This window comes from Streptomyces sp. HUAS MS02 (genome assembly GCF_055702265.1).
This window is the reverse complement of the sequence record NZ_CM146747.1, coordinates 7738707-7754402: the sequence shown is the minus strand read 5'-3', so window position 1 is coordinate 7754402 and position 15696 is coordinate 7738707. Positions and strand designations below refer to the sequence as shown.

Annotated in this window: 16 protein-coding genes and 1 pseudogene; 7 read left to right on the top strand and 10 right to left on the bottom strand. The window is 73.4% G+C overall.

What is annotated here, in order from left to right; all coding sequences use genetic code 11:
- Positions 1 to 79 precede the first annotated feature (79 nt).
- The 3 genes from ACZ9QC_RS33435 to ACZ9QC_RS33425 are packed head-to-tail and all read left to right on the top strand — an operon-like array spanning position 80 to position 4025.
- Complete coding sequence (locus ACZ9QC_RS33435; protein WP_472916506.1) at positions 80 to 565, top strand: hypothetical protein; 486 nt, start codon at positions 80 to 82, stop codon at positions 563 to 565.
- Positions 565 to 3387 carry an ABC transporter permease subunit gene (locus tag ACZ9QC_RS33430; protein ID WP_472916505.1) on the top strand — a complete coding sequence of 941 codons (2823 nt, stop codon included), beginning with the start codon at positions 565 to 567 and terminating at the stop codon, positions 3385 to 3387. Before ACZ9QC_RS33435 ends, ACZ9QC_RS33430 begins: the two co-directional genes overlap by 1 nt.
- Positions 3384 to 4025 carry an ATP-binding cassette domain-containing protein gene (locus ACZ9QC_RS33425; protein ID WP_472916504.1) on the top strand — a complete coding sequence of 214 codons (642 nt, stop codon included), beginning with the start codon at positions 3384 to 3386 and terminating at the stop codon, positions 4023 to 4025. Before ACZ9QC_RS33430 ends, ACZ9QC_RS33425 begins: the two co-directional genes overlap by 4 nt.
- An 80-nt stretch (positions 4026 to 4105) precedes the next feature.
- Here ACZ9QC_RS33425 and ACZ9QC_RS33420 read toward each other — a convergent pair whose 3' ends face one another.
- Positions 4106 to 4774 (bottom strand): LysM peptidoglycan-binding domain-containing protein, encoded by a 669-nt coding sequence (locus ACZ9QC_RS33420; RefSeq protein ID WP_472916503.1) that lies wholly within the window; start codon positions 4772 to 4774, stop codon positions 4106 to 4108.
- Positions 4775 to 5309: 535 nt separating this feature from the next.
- On the opposite strand from ACZ9QC_RS33420, the gene ACZ9QC_RS33415 reads away from it, so the two are divergent.
- Together ACZ9QC_RS33415 and ACZ9QC_RS33410 are read left to right on the top strand one after the other, a co-directional pair.
- A complete protein-coding gene (locus tag ACZ9QC_RS33415; protein ID WP_472916502.1) occupies positions 5310 to 6080 on the top strand; it encodes a hypothetical protein in 771 nt (256 codons plus the stop codon).
- Between the two features lie 225 nt (positions 6081 to 6305).
- Positions 6306 to 6689, top strand: a complete 384-nt coding sequence (locus ACZ9QC_RS33410; protein WP_472916501.1) for a hypothetical protein — start codon at positions 6306 to 6308, stop codon at positions 6687 to 6689.
- 95 nt (positions 6690 to 6784) lie between these two features.
- Here the strand turns inward: ACZ9QC_RS33410 and der are convergent, their stop codons facing one another.
- The 6 genes and pseudogenes from der to aroH form a co-directional block, all read right to left on the bottom strand.
- Positions 6785 to 8245, bottom strand: coding sequence for a ribosome biogenesis GTPase Der (gene der / locus ACZ9QC_RS33405; protein ID WP_217185137.1), 1461 nt, complete (start codon positions 8243 to 8245; stop codon positions 6785 to 6787).
- Positions 8246 to 8352: 107 nt separating this feature from the next.
- The gene (locus ACZ9QC_RS33400; RefSeq protein ID WP_472916500.1) at positions 8353 to 9063 is read right to left on the bottom strand and encodes a lysophospholipid acyltransferase family protein; all 711 of its coding nucleotides are present in this window, start codon (positions 9061 to 9063) and stop codon (positions 8353 to 8355) included.
- Positions 9060 to 9722, bottom strand: a complete 663-nt coding sequence (gene cmk, locus ACZ9QC_RS33395; RefSeq protein ID WP_472921884.1) for a (d)CMP kinase — start codon at positions 9720 to 9722, stop codon at positions 9060 to 9062. Before cmk ends, ACZ9QC_RS33400 begins: the two co-directional genes overlap by 4 nt.
- Positions 9723 to 10004: 282 nt before the next feature.
- Positions 10005 to 10124: pseudogene (locus tag ACZ9QC_RS33390) on the bottom strand (prephenate dehydrogenase); the annotation flags it as partial.
- A gap of 111 nt (positions 10125 to 10235) precedes the next feature.
- Entirely contained in the window at positions 10236 to 11321 is a 1086-nt protein-coding gene (locus ACZ9QC_RS33385; protein WP_472916499.1) for a prephenate dehydrogenase, read from the bottom strand.
- Entirely contained in the window at positions 11318 to 11680 is a 363-nt protein-coding gene (gene aroH, locus ACZ9QC_RS33380; RefSeq protein ID WP_033528887.1) for a chorismate mutase, read from the bottom strand. Before aroH ends, ACZ9QC_RS33385 begins: the two co-directional genes overlap by 4 nt.
- A 219-nt stretch (positions 11681 to 11899) precedes the next feature.
- Between aroH and ACZ9QC_RS33375 the strand changes: the two genes are divergently transcribed.
- On the top strand, positions 11900 to 12325 hold the full coding sequence (locus ACZ9QC_RS33375) for a Rieske (2Fe-2S) protein (RefSeq protein WP_472916498.1): 426 nt from the start codon (positions 11900 to 11902) through the stop codon (positions 12323 to 12325).
- Positions 12326 to 12347: 22 nt separating this feature from the next.
- Positions 12348 to 13145 (top strand): nucleotidyltransferase domain-containing protein, encoded by a 798-nt coding sequence (locus tag ACZ9QC_RS33370; protein WP_472916497.1) that lies wholly within the window; start codon positions 12348 to 12350, stop codon positions 13143 to 13145.
- Here ACZ9QC_RS33370 and ACZ9QC_RS33365 read toward each other — a convergent pair.
- From ACZ9QC_RS33365 to ACZ9QC_RS33355, 3 genes are read right to left on the bottom strand one after another with little or no spacing between them, the layout of a single operon-like run.
- On the bottom strand, positions 13062 to 13835 hold the full coding sequence (locus ACZ9QC_RS33365; RefSeq protein ID WP_472916496.1) for a nucleotidyltransferase domain-containing protein: 774 nt from the start codon (positions 13833 to 13835) through the stop codon (positions 13062 to 13064). The genes ACZ9QC_RS33370 and ACZ9QC_RS33365 overlap by 84 nt on opposite strands.
- Before the next feature lie 3 nt (positions 13836 to 13838).
- Entirely contained in the window at positions 13839 to 14861 is a 1023-nt protein-coding gene (locus ACZ9QC_RS33360; protein WP_472916495.1) for an ADP-ribosylglycohydrolase family protein, read from the bottom strand.
- Positions 14861 to 15586 carry an NUDIX hydrolase gene (locus ACZ9QC_RS33355; protein WP_230218777.1) on the bottom strand — a complete coding sequence of 242 codons (726 nt, stop codon included), beginning with the start codon at positions 15584 to 15586 and terminating at the stop codon, positions 14861 to 14863. The genes ACZ9QC_RS33360 and ACZ9QC_RS33355 overlap by 1 nt, the downstream gene beginning before the upstream one ends.
- Positions 15587 to 15696: the final 110 nt, after the last annotated feature.

Here is a 15696-nt window from a genome sequence, read left to right as displayed (position 1 = left end):
GTCAGCTTGCAGAAGGCATAGTGCAAGCCATCGGCTGCGATGGACAGACACACGACGTGTGGGAGCCCCGATGCCCCGTATGCGCACAGGCCGACCACGGACCGCCCACCCCGTCCTCTGGGCCGGCTGGGCCGCGCTCGCCGGCGGCGCGGTGCTGTGCGTCGTCGGCTGGTACGGCGTCTCCGGTGAACGCTTCGCCGAACGGCAGCTCCCCTATCTGACGTCCTGCACGATCCCCGGCGCCGCGCTGATCGTCGCGGGCGCGGTCCTCCTCGCCCACGGCGGCAACGCCCGGGCCGCCTCGCGGGTCGAGGAGTTGTACGGCCTCCTGGTCGCCGCCGAGCCCGACGACGACGGGTCCGCGCAGGCTCCGGTCGGCCCCCTCGCCACCAGCGGCACCCTGCTGATGGTGCCGGGCGGCACGCTCTGGCACCGCGCCGACTGCCCGCTGGTGGCCGGGAAGGCGGAGGCGGTCCCGGCGGACTCCCGGGTGCTGACGAGCGGCGCCCTGCGACCGTGCCCGATCTGCGAGGCACCCTCCCGGGGCGACTCCGCGGAGGGCTGATGGCGTCGCTGACGTACGACCTCACGCTGGCCGGGCTGTCGGTCGGCAGCGCGGCGGCCCTCACCGGGATCGGCCTGATCGTGACCTACCGGGCGACCGGCGTGCTCAACTTCGCGCACGGGGCGATCGCCGTGGTGTGCGCGTATCTGCTGCGCCAGTTCACCGTGGAGTGGGGATGGCCCCTGTGGGCGGCCGCTGCGGTGACCCTGCTGGTCGTGGCCCCCTCGATCGGCCTGGTCCTGGAACGCGTCGTCTTCCGTCCGCTCGCCGTGCTCGGCGGTGACCCGGCGCGCACCCTCGTCGCGTCCATCGGCGTCTTCGTCCTCCTCGTCGGCGTGACCGCGCTGCTGTGGGGGCAGGGCGCGCGGGACGACGCGCCGACGCTGATCTCCGCCGACCCGTGGGGTCACCTGGCGGTGGCGCTCGCCGTCGCGGCGGCCGTGGGCGCGCTCACGCGCTGGACGCGGTTCGGCCGGGAGCTGCGGGCCGTCGTCGACGACCGCTCCCTCGCCGTGCTCGGCGGCGTCGACGCGGACCGGGTCGCCGCCGCGGGCTGGGCGTTCGGCTCCTTCACGGCGGGCCTGACGGGCGTCCTGCTGGCCCCGTACGTACGCCTCGACCCGTACGGCATGCCGCTGCTGGTGATGGAGGTGGTGGCCGTGGCGGTCGCCGCCCGGATGCGGAGCCTGCCGGTGGCCGTGCTGGTCGCGCTGGGCATCGCGGTCGTGCAGGCCCAGCTGACCCGGTTCCATCCCTCGGGCTGGGCGGAGCCGTTGCTCCAGGCCGTGGGCGCCAACCTCTTCGTGGTCGCCCTCCTCGTGGCGGCCCTGGTCCTGCCGGGGGTGGGCGATCGCGACGCGCTGCCCCGCCCGGCGACCGCGCGGACCGGCCCGCCCGCCGCCGCGTGGCTCGTGGCGCTCCTGCTGTTCCTGATCCCGCTGGGCTTCGCGGGCCAGGACCTGCACACGGCCGTCCAGGTGCCGGCGCTGGGCGTGGTCCTGCTCTCCCTGGTGGTGGTGACGGGCCGGGGCGGCCAGATCTCCCTGGGCCAGGCGGCCTACGCGGGGCTGGGCGCCCTGTTCACAGCCCTCCTCGCAGCCGGCCGTTTCCCGTTCCTCCCCGGCCTGCCCGAACCGGCCGCGCTCCTGGTGGCCGTCCTCCTGGTGGCCCCCCTCGGCCTGCTCACCGGCCGGCCCGCCATCCGCCGTCACGGACTGGCGCTGGCACTGGCCACGTTCGCCGTGGGCGTCGGCGTGAGCCGCTTCGTCTTCGCCCAGCCGTACGCGACCTCGGGCCTCACCGTCTCCCGGCCCCCGGGCTTCGAGGGAGACCGCGCCTACTACGTCCTGGAGTTGGGCCTCCTCTGCCTCGCCCTCCTCGCCACCCACGCCCTGCGCCGGGGCCGCACGGGCAGAGCGCTCGCCGCCGTGCGGGACCACGAGCCGGGCGCGTCGGCGGCGGGCGTACGCGTCCCGTCGCTGAAACTCACGGCCTTCGTCGCGGGCGCCGCCCTCGCCGCGCTCGGCGGCGGCATGCTCGCGATGGGGGTCCGCGCCTTCGACCCCGTCGCCTACGACCCCGTCCGCAGCCTCCTCTGGTTCGCCGCGGTCGTCGTCCTCGGCGCCGACAGCTCCCTCGGCGCCCTCGCGGCGGCCGCCCTGCTGGTGGGCCTGGACGCGGGCACCGAGGGCGGCGTGGCCGTCGCGGTCATCGGGGTCCTGGCCGTCCTGGTCGGCCGCTTCCCCGGCGGCCCGTACGAGGCGGTGCGGGAGGGGTTCGCACGACTGCGGCCGGGGCGACGCGCGCTCACACCGACGGGGCTGCGCGCTCGGGACCGGGTGCGCGCGGGGGCGGCGGCAGGGGCGGCAGGGGCACGGCGGAGGGGGCTGGTGGAGGCACGCCCCGTGGGCCGCGTCGTGGAGCCGTCCGGGGCCGCGCACCAGTCGCCCGGGGCCGACGCCGCCGGCACCGGCACGAGGGCCGGCACCAGCACGAGGGCGGGCACCAGCACCGCCGACACCCGCACGGGCACCGGCCACACGTCCGGCGGTCGCGCGGGCGTCCCTCCCCTCCCCGCTGCACCTGGTCGGCGCGGTCCCGCCCCGCCTCCGTCCCCACCTCCGTCCCCTCCCCCTGTTCCCTCCCTCCGAGCCCGCCGGCTCCGGCTCCGTTACGGCGAGTTCACCGCCCTCGACGGCGTCGACCTCGATGTCCTTCCGGGGCGGGTCAGCGCGGTCGTGGGTCCCAACGGCGCCGGGAAGAGCACCCTCTTCCACTGTCTCGCCGGCACGCTGCGGCCGGACAGCGGGCGGGTGCGCCTCGGCGAGCGGGACATCACCCGGCTGCCCGCGCACGCCCGCACCCGGCTCGGCGTCGCTCGCACGTTCCAACAGCTCGCGGTCTTCCCGTCGTTGAGCGTGGCGGACAACGTACGGGTGGGCGCCGAGCAGGGGATGGTCGTCGACCCCGGGGCCGTGGAGCGGGCGTTGCGGCTGTTCGGGCTGGACGGGGCGGTGCGGACGGCACCGGCGGCCGGGCTGCCGACCGGCACGCTGCGACGGGTCGAGCTGGCGCGGGCGCTCGCCGGCAGCCCCCGCGTGCTGCTGCTCGACGAGCCCGCCGCCGGCCTCGACTCGGCCGAGGTGGCCTCCCTCACTCGCGTCCTGCGGGCCCTCGCCGACGACGGCACGGCCCTGCTCGTCGTCGAGCACGACCTCGACCTCGTCATGGAACTCGCGGACGTCGTCCACGTCATGGCGGCGGGCCGGATCGTCACCTCCGGCCCGGCCGGCCACGTCCTCGCCCCGGAGGCGGGACGATGACCCTCGTCTCCCTCCGCCGCGTCCGCGTCCGCTACGGCCCGCTGGAGGCCCTGCACGGCCTCACCCTCGCCGCTCCGGGCCCCGGCCTCACCGTGCTGCTCGGCCGCAACGGCTCCGGTCGTACGACCGCGTTGCGGGCGCTCGCCGGGACGGTCCCGCTCACCGCGGGTGCCGTGGTGTGGGACGGGGCCGACATCACCAGGACACCCGCGTACGAGCGGGCCCGGCGGGGCCTGGTCCTCGTACCGGAACGACGGGCCGTCTTCGGCTCGCTCACCGTGCGCGAGAACCTCGAACTCGCCGCACCCGACCTCTCCGACGCCCTGCGCGCCTACCCGGAGCTCGAAGCCCTGCTCCCCCGTCGCGCGGGCACCCTCTCCGGCGGCGAGCAGCGGATGCTCGCCCTCTCCCGGGTCCTGTCGGCCCGGCCGCGCGTGGTGCTCGTCGACGAACCCGCCCAGGGCATGTCACCCGCGGTCGCGGCCCGCACGTACGAACTGCTGGGCGGCCTCGACGCCTGTGTGATCGTGGCCGAGCAGCGCCTGCCGCCGGGGCTGCGCGCGGTACCGGGCGTCCTCGTGTACGAACTCCGGCGCGGGGCACTGGCGTTCGGCGGGGAGGCGACCGAACTGCCCTGACGCCGCACGGCGGTCAGCCGACGGCGCCCAGCCGACAGGACTCAGCCGACAGGGCAGGCTCAGCCGACTGGGCTCAGCGGTCACAGATCGAGGCGCTGCCCGGGGACGATGAGGTCGGGGTCGCCGCCGATCACGCCCTTGTTGGCGGCGTAGACCTGCCGCCAGGTGGTCCCGTGCCGGGCGGCGATGCCGCTCAGGGAGTCGCCCTGCCGGACGGTGTAGTCACCGCGCGACGCGCTGCGGTCCGGGTGACCGACGGAGCGCGACGGCGTCTTCGCGGGAGCGGACTTGGCCGACTTCCCGGCCCCGGAGGAGGCGGCCTTGCCGGACGACCCGGTGGAGGCCGAGCCGGTGGAGGGTGCGGCGGGCGCGCTGCCGGAGGCCCCGGCGCGGCCGGAGCAGGTGGGCCACGCTCCCCAGCCCTGGGCGCGCTGGACCTTGGTGGCGATCGCGATCTGCTGGGCCTTGGAGGCCTTGTCGGCGGTGGCCGCGTAGGCGGTGCCGCCGTAGGCACGCCACGTGGAGGCGGCGAACTGCAGGCCGCCGTAGTAGCCGTTGCCGGTGTTGATGTGCCAGTTGCCGCCGCTCTCGCACTTGGCGATGCGGTCCCACACTCCGCTGTCGGCCGCTGCGGCGCTGCCGGTGACGGCCAGGAGCCCGAGCGGGGCGAGCAGGGCCGCCCCGGCGAGAACCGCCGTCGTACGGCTCTTCCGGGCGCTGCCGCGCGTGGTATCAGCACATTCGGACATGAAGATCCCTCTCCACGGACCCGGGGCCCCCCGAGCGGGGCGCTTCCCGCGCATGGACGCGGGTGTCGCGCTCCGCCCCGTCCGCCGGAGGTGGTGCTGCGCGCTGTCTGGCTCTGCGCGGCCGGCGGACGTACCCGAGCGGTGCTCGTTGCACACGGCCGGGAAATGTAGGGAGGTTGACGGGTTGTCAGCAAGGGATGGCCTGTCGTGCGAGGCCAGTTCACCGTTACCCGAAGTAGCCACCATTTTCAGCCACCCATTTCATTCCCCGATTTCCTGATATGTCGGCCAGCGACCTCGACGGCCTGTGACCCACTTCACCGGATCAACTTCGCCGGACCCTCGGGAAGTTGGCGTGGAGTAACCGATTCCGCCCAGGGATTCACCCTGTGCTCCGGTTGGTTCGATTCCGTTCGTCCTCGGGCGTGACTCCCGCCACAGATCACCCGTTGTCTTCTGCATGAGCCGGAACCTCCGTGCTCATGGGCCGGGCGCCACCCGGCACCGACACGCACCGCATCCCGAGGAGCCACCCGTGCCGCGCATGCTCGAGGTCAGCGACGAGGTACGCGCCGAGATCGGCGACGAAGAAGCCGACCGGCTGCTCGCCGGAGAGAACGCCCCCGGCGGCTACGACTGCACGTCGTGCCGCACCCCCGGCGACTCCGAGCAGGAGCGCACCAGCACCGTCCTCTTCGTCGGCGACGAGACAGCCGTGCTCGCCTTCGCCCACGCCACCTGTCTGCCCTCCCAGGTCGTCCAGGTCACCGAGGAGCAGTTGCAGGGCGCCGCCCGTTCCATCGCCGGGGACAACCCGGCCCAGGCCGCGCCCGAGCAGGCCGTGCTCGGTGTCACCAGCGGACTGATCCTGCTCAGCGGCGAGTTGCACCCGGCCCTCGTCGTCGAGCCGACCGCCCCCATCGCGCGCCCGGGCACGACCGGCGCGGGCGACGACTTCCTGCCGCTGCTCATCGAGCAGGGCTTCATGCCGCTCCCCCAGATCGACTCCGTGCCCCCCGTGCTGCACGGCTGGTCCGTGCTGCTCGCCATGGGGCAGCTGCACGCCATCCTGCAGCCGGGTACCGCCGGTGGTTCGCCGGTCGCGTGGTGGCAGGCCCATCAGGCACTGCAGGTCGCCGACGCCTGGCGGGCGGCCGCCAACAAGCACCAGCAGGTGCTGATGTTCGCGGCGCCGGTGGGGTCCATCGGGCGGCAGCCGCGGGAGGATCTGCTGCGGGACGCGCTCGACAAGGCCGCGGCGAACGGGAAGTTGGTGGCGGCGACCCTGCCGCTGGCCGGCACCTGATCGCTCCGCTCGGCCGGCCGTGACAGCCCGCCGTAGGAATGCGGCTGGTCAGTCGGCTGCGAGTCGGGGGCTTGTCGCGCAGTTCCCCGCGCCCCTATCAGGGCGCTCCCCCGGGCCGGAGGCTGAATGGTGGAGGTAGCGCATCTCTTCTCCCGTGGGGTCGTTGGCACAGACGTGCACGCATACGACGTACCTCGCCGCCAGTCCTATCAGCCGATCCCGTCCATGCGGCCGACTCAGGATCCGTCGGGCGGGCCATCGGCCACGCCCATCTACGACTCGCTCTACGCGGAGTGGGTCAGGACCTACCGGACCCTGCCGGGCGACCGGCACGGGGAGGAGGAGCTGGGGTTCACGGGTTTCGGGAGCCTGTCGCACGGCTCCGGCGGCCAGCGCGCCACCGGGTCGTTCGCCACCGGGTCGTTCGCCACCGGCCCGTACGGCGCCCGGCACGCCGCGGGACATCTCGCCACCCAGCGCGAGCCCCAGCCCGGTCACACGACCACGACGACCGCCGTGTGGCAGCCGGTGGGGCGGATCCCCACCGGACACACCGGGATGCACCACATCCCGTCGCCGCTGCCCCCGGGCCCACGCCGAGGTCTTTGAAGCGGAGCGCAGCACACGAGGAGGCGGCCACCCGGACATCGGGGTGGCCGCCTCCTCGTGTCGTGGGACCGCTGCCCACTTCGTCGTGCCGCTGCCTACTTCTTCTTGCCGCGCTTCTCGCGCACCCGCACCGAGATGTGGATCGGGGTGCCCTCGAAGCCGAACTCCTCGCGCAGGCGCCGCTCGATGAAGCGGCGGTAGCCCGCCTCGATGAACCCGGAGGCGAAGAGGACGAAGCGCGGGGGCTTGGTGCCGGCCTGGGTGCCGAAGAGGATGCGGGGCTGCTTGCCGCCCCGGATCGGGTGCGGGTGGGCGGCGACCAGCTCGCCGAGGAAGGCGTTCAGCCGACCCGTCGGGACCCGGGTCTCCCAGCCGGCGAGGGCAGTCTCGATCGCAGGGACCAGCTTCTCCATGTGACGGCCGGTCCGCGCCGAGACGTTGACCCGGGGCGCCCAGGCGACCTGACCGAACTCGGTCTCGATCTCCCGCTCCAGGTAGTAGCGGCGCTCCTCGTCGAGGGTGTCCCACTTGTTGTAGGCGATGACCATCGCGCGGCCGGCCTCGACGGCCATCGTGACGATGCGCTGGTCCTGCACGGAGATGGACTCGGAGGCGTCGATGAGGATGACCGCCACCTCCGCCTTCTCCACGGCGGCCGCGGTGCGCAGCGAGGCGTAGTAGTCGGCGCCCTGCTGGAGGTGGACGCGCTTGCGGATGCCGGCGGTGTCGACGAACTTCCAGGTGACGCCGCCGAGTTCGATCAGCTCGTCGACCGGGTCGCGGGTGGTGCCCGCGAGCTCGTTGACGACGACGCGCTCCTCGTTCGCCACCTTGTTGAGCAGGGAGGACTTGCCGACGTTCGGGCGGCCGATCAGGGCGATGCGGCGCGGGCCGCCGACGGCCGTGCCGAAGCTCTGCGCGGGTGCCTCCGGCAGGGCCTCCAGAACGGCGTCCAGCATGTCGCCGGTGCCACGGCCGTGCAGCGAGGAGACCGGGTGCGGTTCGCCGATGCCGAGGGACCACAGGGCGGTCGCGTCGGCCTCGCCGCTCGGGCCGTCGACCTTGTTGGCGCACAGGACCACGGGCTTGTTGGCCTTGCGGAGCAGCCGGACGACGGCCTCGTCGGTGTCGGTGACGCCGACCTTGGCGTCGACGACGAAGACGACCGCGTCGGCCGCCTCGATGGCGTACTCGGCCTGGGCGGCGACGGAGGCGTCGATGCCGAGGACGTCCTGCTCCCAGCCGCCGGTGTCGACGACCTTGAAGCGGCGGCCCGCCCACTCGGCCTCGTAGGTGACGCGGTCGCGGGTGACGCCGGGCTTGTCCTCGACGACCGCCTCACGGCGGCCGATGATGCGGTTCACCAGGGTCGACTTGCCCACGTTCGGGCGGCCGACGACGGCGAGGACGGGCAGCGGGCCGTGGCCCGCCTCCTCGATCGCGCCCTCGACGTCCTCGACGTCGAAGCCCTCTTCCGCGGCGAGCTCCATGAACTCCGCGTACTCGGCGTCGCCAAGCTCTCCGTGCTCGTGCTCGGAGGGAAAGTGGTCGTTCATGAAGTCCGTACCTCGTAGTTCATCGTGGTGATCGGTGGAGCACCCGGCCTTCGACCGGCTGATCCACTACTCAGTGTCGCCCAGCGCCCGATCGGACGCCCGGCGTTTTACCGGCGGCCGGTGAGCCGCCGGGCGTTGTCCAGGTGCGCGCCGAGCTGCTTCTGGATGCGCACGGTCGCCTCGTCCAGTGCCTTGCGGGTCCGCCGCCCGGTGCCGTCGCCCGCGTCGAACGGGTCGCCGAAGACGACGTCGACGCGCGAGCGCAGCGGGGGCAGCCCTTTGATCAACCGTCCGCGCCGCTCGGTGCTTCCCAGGACGGCGACCGGGACGATCGGCGCTCCGCCGCGCACGGCGAAGTAGGAGAGCCCGGCGCGCAGCGAGGCGAAGTCGCCCTCGCCCCGGGTGCCCTCCGGGAAGATGCCCAGCACACCGCCGCCCGCCAGGACGGCGAGCGCCTGGGTGATGGCGGTGCGGTCGGCGGTCGACCGGTCCACCTTGACCTGCCCGATACCGAGCAGGAAGGGGTCGAGGGGACCGATGAACGCCTCCTTCTTGATCAGGAAGTGCGTCGGGCGGGGCGCCACGCCCATGACCATCGGGCCGTCGATGTTGTGGGAGTGGTTGACCGCGAGGATGACCGGGCCGGCCGTGGGAACCCGCCAGGCGCCCAGCACCCGCGGCTTCCACAGGCCGTACATCAGGCCGACGCCGATGCGCCGGCCGACCTCGGCACCGCGCAGGGAGGGCGCCGCGGCCGCGGGGTTCCCGGCGGAGGCAGCCCCGGCCGAGGCCCCCCGGTCCGTCGACGCCCCGCTCACTTCCCGGCCCGCTTCTCCTCGACGAGGGTCACCACGCACTCGATGACCTGCTGGAGGGTGAGGTCGGAGGTGTCCACCTCGACCGCGTCGTCCGCCTTGGCGAGCGGGGAGGTCTTGCGGCTGGAGTCGGCCGCGTCCCGCTTGAGGAGCGCCTCGCGGGTCGCCTGCACGTCGGAGCCCTTCAGCTCGCCGCTGCGGCGGGCCGCGCGGGCCTCCGGGGAGGCGGTGAGGAAGATCTTCAGGTCGGCGTCCGGCAGGACGGTCGTGCCGATGTCCCGGCCCTCGACGACGATGCCGTTCTCGGCACCCGACGCGATGGAGCGCTGCAGCTCGGTGATCCGGGCCCGCACCTCGGGGACGGCGCTCACCGCGCTGACCTTGGAGGTGACCTCCTGGGTGCGGATCGGCCCGGCGACGTCCGTGCCGTCGACGGTGATGGTCGGCCCGGACGGGTCGGTCCCCGAGACGATCTCCGGCTTGCCCGCCACGGCGGCGATCGCCGAGGGGTCGTCTATGTCGATGCCGTTGTTGACCATCCACCACGTGATCGCCCGGTACTGGGCGCCCGTGTCCAGGTAGCTCAGCCCGAGCTGCGCGGCCACGGCCTTCGAGGTGCTCGACTTGCCCGTGCCGGAGGGGCCGTCGATGGCAACGATCACTGTGGCGCGTTCCACTGGGGAGCACCTTCCTGGTCCGAGAGGGTGGGGCGGGACGGAAAGCGCCCCGGACAAGGGTACTGGTTGCCCGTACCCCATCCGCCCGCCCCTCCGACAGGGCTCCCACCGCCCCTGCGGCCACCGTCGAACGCTGGACGGCGAGAACGGGGGCACAGGGGCACAGCCCTCGACGGGGATCCGGGGCGCAGCCCCGGGGATGGGACGGGTAGGGGCGGCGGGGGCGAGAAGACCCCTCCCGGGCCACCCCACACAGCACGCCCACTCCTACTGCCGGATCGCCCAACCCCGCTCCCGCAACGCCCCCGTCAGCACCACCGCCGCCTTCGGCTCCACCAGCAACTGCACCAGACCCGCCTGCTGCCCGGTCGCGTGCTCGATGCGGACGACCCGTCCCCGACGCCGCCCTCACACCACTCGGCGCCAAGGCGCCTCCCGGGCATCGGGACAGCTGCGGCGGCCTCCGACCGCCGACCCACCCGCACCCCACACACCCCGCTACTGCCGGATCGCCCAACCCCGCTCCCGCAACGCCCCCGTCAGCACCACCGCCGCCTTCGGCTCCACCAGCAACTGCACCAGACCCGCCTGCTGCCCGGTCGCGTGCTCGATGCGGACGTCCTCGATGTTGACGCCGGCGGTGCCCGCGTCGGCGAAGATGCGGGCCAGCTGGCCCGGCTGGTCGTCGATCAGGACCGCGACCACCTCGTAGCGCCGCGGAGCGGACCCGTGCTTGCCGGGGACGCGGATCTGGCCGGCGTTGCCGCGGCGCAGGACGTCCTCGATGCCGGTGACGCCCTCGCGGCGCTTGGCCTCGTCGGAGGCCTGGAGGGCGCGCAGGGCCTGGACGGTCTCGTCGAGGTCGGCGGAGACGTCGGCGAGGAGGTCGGCGACCGGGCCGGGGTTGGCGGAGAGGATGTCGATCCACATGCCGGGGTCGGAGGCCGCGATCCGGGTCACGTCCCGGATGCCCTGCCCGCACAGCCGTACGGCCGACTCCTCGGCGTGCTCCAGCCGCGCGGCGACCAGGCTCGACACCAGGTGCGGCATGTGCGAGACCAGGGCGACGGCCCGGTCGTGGGCGTCCGCGTCCATGACGACCGGGACGGCCCGGCAGTGCGAGACCAGCTCCAGGGCGAGGTTCAGGACCTCGGTGTCGGTGTCCCGGGTCGGGGTGAGCACCCAGGGCCGGCCCTCGAAGAGGTCACCCGTGGCGGCCAGCGGCCCCGACTTCTCACGGCCCGACATCGGGTGGGTGCCGATGTAGGAGGAGAGATCGAGCCCCAGCGCCTCCAGCTCCCGGCGGGGCCCGCCCTTCACGGAGGCCACGTCGAGGTAGCCGCGCGCGACTCCTCGGCGCATGGCGTCGGCGAGGGTCGCGGCCACGTGCGCGGGCGGGGCGGCGACGATCGCGAGATCGACCGGGCCGCCGGGCGCCTCGTCGCTGCCGGCGCCGAGGGCGGCGGCCGTGCGGGCCTGCTCCGGGTCGTGGTCGGCGAGGTGGACGGTCACCCCGCGCTGGGCGAGGGCGAGGGCGGCGGAGGTGCCGATCAGGCCGGTGCCGATGACGAGTGCGGTTCTCACTGGGCGATGTCCTTGCGGAGCGCGGCCGCGGCGCCCAGGTAGACGTGCGCGATCTCGGAGCGCGGCCGGTCGGACTCGATGTGCGCGAGGATCCGTACGACCCGGGGCATGGCGCCCTCGATGTCCAGTTCCTGCGCGCAGATCAGGGGGACGTCGACGATGCCGAGCTTGCGCGCCGCGGCGGCCGGGAAGTCGCTGTGCAGGTCGGGGGTGGCCGTGAACCAGATGCTGATCAGGTCGTCCGGACCGAGCCCGTTGCGCTCCAGGACCGCGGTGAGCAGCTCGCCCACCTGCTCGTCCATGTGCCCCGCCTCGTCCCGTTCGAGCTGGACGGCGCCCCGGACCGCTCGTACCGCCACGACACTGCTCCTCGCTGATGTACATGCCGACTCGTTGTACGACCAGCCTAGTCAGCCCGCCCCCGGCCGGTACGCGGCGCCCGCCTGCCGAGACGCCCGCGAGGGAAGGCCGGCGGCGGAACGACTGTCCCGAACACCTTGGGCCACCAGACATGCGAATCGCACGTTTTGTGGCACTCTCTCCTGGGTTGGGTTCTTCCGCACGTTCGGAGTGACGACATGGCGATGGGTTCGACGCGGCGCACGGTGCTCACGACCGGCGCGGCGGGCACGGCGGCGCTCCTGGTGGGGTGCGGCGGCGGCGACAGCGGTTCCCAGGAGGAGACCTCACCCGGGGACGCCGGCACGGGCGGTGGCGGTGAGGAGCTGACCGCCACGGCCGACATCCCGGTGGGCGGCGGCAGGATCTTCAAGGATCGGAAGATCGTCGTGACGCAGCCGCAGGAGGGCGAGTTCAAGGCCTTCTCGGCGGTCTGCACACACCAGGGCTGCATCGTCAGCAGCATCTCGGACGGGACGATCAACTGCGCCTGCCACGGCAGCAGGTTCAAGATCACGGACGGCGCGGTGGTGCGGGGCCCGGCCACCCAGCCCCTGCCCGCCGAGGAGATCGAGGTCTCGGGAAATTCGATTCAGTCGGTCTGAGCCACCACGTACGCTCCCGGGCATGCAACCCCCGCACCCGCACAGCCTGGTCCGTGACCACACGATCTACGCCTGTGTGATGGGGTCGCGGGCCTTCGGTCTCGCGACGGACGACAGCGACACCGACCGGCGGGGCGTCTTCCTGGCCCCGACCGAGCTGTTCTGGCGCTTCGAGAAGCCGCCGACCCATGTGGAGGGTCCGGCGGCGGAGCAGTTCGGCTGGGAGCTGGAGCGCTTCTGCAATCTGGCCCTGCGCGCCAACCCGAACATCCTGGAGTGCCTGCACTCCCCCCTGGTGGAGCACATCGACGCCACCGGCCGGGAACTGCTCGCGCTGCGCGAGGCGTTCCTCTCCCGGCAGGCCCACGAGACCTTCGCCCGCTACGCCCTCGGCCAGCGCAAGAAGCTCGACGCCGACATCCGCACGCACGGCGCCCCGCGCTGGAAGCACGCCATGCATCTCCTCCGCCTCCTGATGAGCTGCCGTGATCTGCTGCGCACGGGCACGCTCACCGTCGACGTGGGCGATCAGCGCGAGCCCCTGCTGGCGGTGAAGCAGGGCGAGGTGACGTGGGCCAGGGTCGAGTCCTGGATGGTCCGGCTGGCGACGGAGGCCGAGGAGGCGGTGCACCGCAGCCCGCTGCCGGCGGAGCCGGACCGGGCCCGGGTCGAGGACTTCGTCGTACGCACCCGGCACGCGTCCGCCCTGCGGGCCCGAGCGGACCTCGGGACCGCCTCAGACCCACGCACCGCCGAGGCGGACCCGCACGACGAAATCATGCAGGGCGTCGTACGCGGACGGGCTCTCCGGGAGGGCTGACAGCGCCTGCTCCTGTTCCAGCACCCCTTGGAGCCGCTCCACGTCCTGCGCCACGCGCTCCCGGTCGACGTCCGCCTTGCCGTGCTCCAGGTCCGCCTTCGCCGCGACGAGGTCCGGCAGATACCGGGGCGCCTCGTCCACCTGCGGCACCAGGGTGGGCAGATGGGCCTGCACCTCGCCGCTGCGCATGAGGTGGATGCCCGTGAGCAGCACCCGGAACGTGTAGAGCAGCGGCTTGAGTTCGCCGGTCTTCTCGAAGAGCCGCCACTGGGTGACGGCGAACCCCCGGTAGTGGTGGGCGTGGTGCCGGGTGAGGACCCCGGGGGCGAGCGCGACCAGTTCGCGGTGCGCCTCGCCGGTGTGCACGACGAGCGGGGAGAGCAGCTGCTCCAGCACATAGCCGTTGCGGCGCAGCATCAGCCGCGCGAACTTGCGCAGGTCGTGCGTGACGAGGTCCATCTCGACACCGTGCCGGTCCCACATCCGCGACCGGGTCTCCTCCGGCTCCCGCAGCCCGACCAGTTCGGCCGTGGGCAGCAGGTGCACACCGCGCAGGTCCACGTCCGAGTCGCGCGACGGGAAGCCGTACAGGTGCGCTCCGGAGACGGTCGCGAACAGCAGCGAGTGGGGCTGTTCGGCGACCACGGAGGCCAGGTCGATGTCGAGGGCGTCGGTGAGCGCGTCGGTCATCCCTCAAGCGTCCCAGAGGGCTCCCAGCGAGACGAGGTCGCCCTGGTACTCGATCCGGTCGGCCCACTCGGCGGGCCAGACGTCCGGCCCGTGGTAGGCGCCCGCGAAGGCACCGGCGAGGCAGGCGATGGAGTCGGAGTCGCCCGAGGTGCAGGCGGCGCGACGCAGCGCGGTGACGGGCTCGTCGACGAAGAGCAGGAAGCACAGCAGCCCGGTCGCGAGGGCCTCCTCGGCGATCCAGCCCTCTCCCGTGGCCAGGCAGGGGTCGGTCTCGGGCGACGGCAGCCGCAGGGCCGCCTGCACCCGGTCCAGGGCCTCCAGGCAGTCGTCCCAGCCCCGGGCGATGTAGTGCTCGGGCGAGGGGTCCTGGCTGTAGGTCCACAGGTCGCCGAGCCAGCGGGCGTGGTAGCGGGAGCGGTTCTCGTACGCGTACGAGCGCAGCCGGCCGACCAGGCCCATCGGTTCGGCGCCCTGGGAGAGCAGCCGTATCGCGTGGGCGGTGAGATCGGAGGCGGCGAGCGCGGTGGGGTGGCCGTGGGTGAGGGCGGCCTGCAACTGGGCGGCGCCCGCGCGCTGTTCGTCGCTGAGCGGGCCGATCAGGCCGAGCGGGGCGACCCGCATGTTGGCGCCGCAGCCCTTGGAGTGGATCTGGCTGGCGAACTGCCAGGGGTGGCGCTCGACGGCGAGGAGGTCGCAGGCGACCAGGCAGGTGTTGCCGGGGGCGCGGTTGTTCTCCGGGGAGCGGGACCAGTCCACGAACTCCTTGCGGACGGCGCGCACCAGGGCGTCGGGGCCGAGCGATCCCCGGTCCATGGCGGCCCGCAGCCCGTGCCCCAGGGCCAGTGTCATCTGGGTGTCGTCGGTGACGATCGCCGGCTTCGGCAGCCCCATCTTCCGCCAGGGGCCGCACTTGGCGAGGATCGACGGGACGTCGCTGAACTCCGTCGGGAAGCCGAGGGCGTCTCCGAGGGCGAGTCCGATCAGGGAGCCGGTGGCGGAGCGCTTCGTGCGGAGCGTCATGGTCATCAGGACCGTCCTTCCGTGGTGGGTCGCAGCAGCGGCGGGTGCAGGGCGGTGGCCCCACCCGCGCGGTACAGCGCGGCGGGCTTGCCGCGACCGCCGGTCAGGCGGGCGGCGCCGGGCACCTGTTCGACGAAGCCCGGCGTGGCCAGCACCTTGCGCCGGAAGTTGGGCCGGTCGAGCGGTGTGCCCCACACGGTCTCGTAGACCTGCCGCAGCTCGCCGAGGGTGAACTCGGGCGGGCAGAAGGAGGTGGCGAGACAGGTGTATTCGAGCTTGGCGCCGACGCGTTCATGGGCGTCGGCGAGGATGCGGTCGTGGTCGAAGGCGAGCGGACCGATGGCGTTGAAGCGCAGCCACTGGGCCTGTGCGGCGTCGCCTCCGCCGTGCGGGACGGGCGGGTCCGGGAGCAGCGCGGCGAACGCGACGGTGACGATCCGCATCCGGGGGTCCCTGCCGGGCTCGCTGTAGGTCCGCAGCTGCTCCAGGTGGAGCCCGGAGTCGTCCTTGAGGCCGGTCTCCTCGGCGAGTTCCCGCCAGGCGGCCTCCTCCGCGGACTCGTCCGGCAGCACGAACCCGCCGGGCAGCGCCCAGCGGCCCGCGTACGGCTCCTGGCCGCGCTCGACGAGCAGCACCTGCAAGGTGCCCGCGCGGACGGTGAAGACGGCCAGGTCGACGGTGACGGCGAAGGGTTCGAAGGCGTATTTGTCGTAGCCCTCGGGTGAGGTCATGTCCGTCGCCCCCTTAATGGTCACCATGACTAATAGTCATGACGACTATAAAGCCGCGCGCTCCGGGCGCACAACCCCTTTACGAGGAAAGGAACGCCAAGAACGGCGTC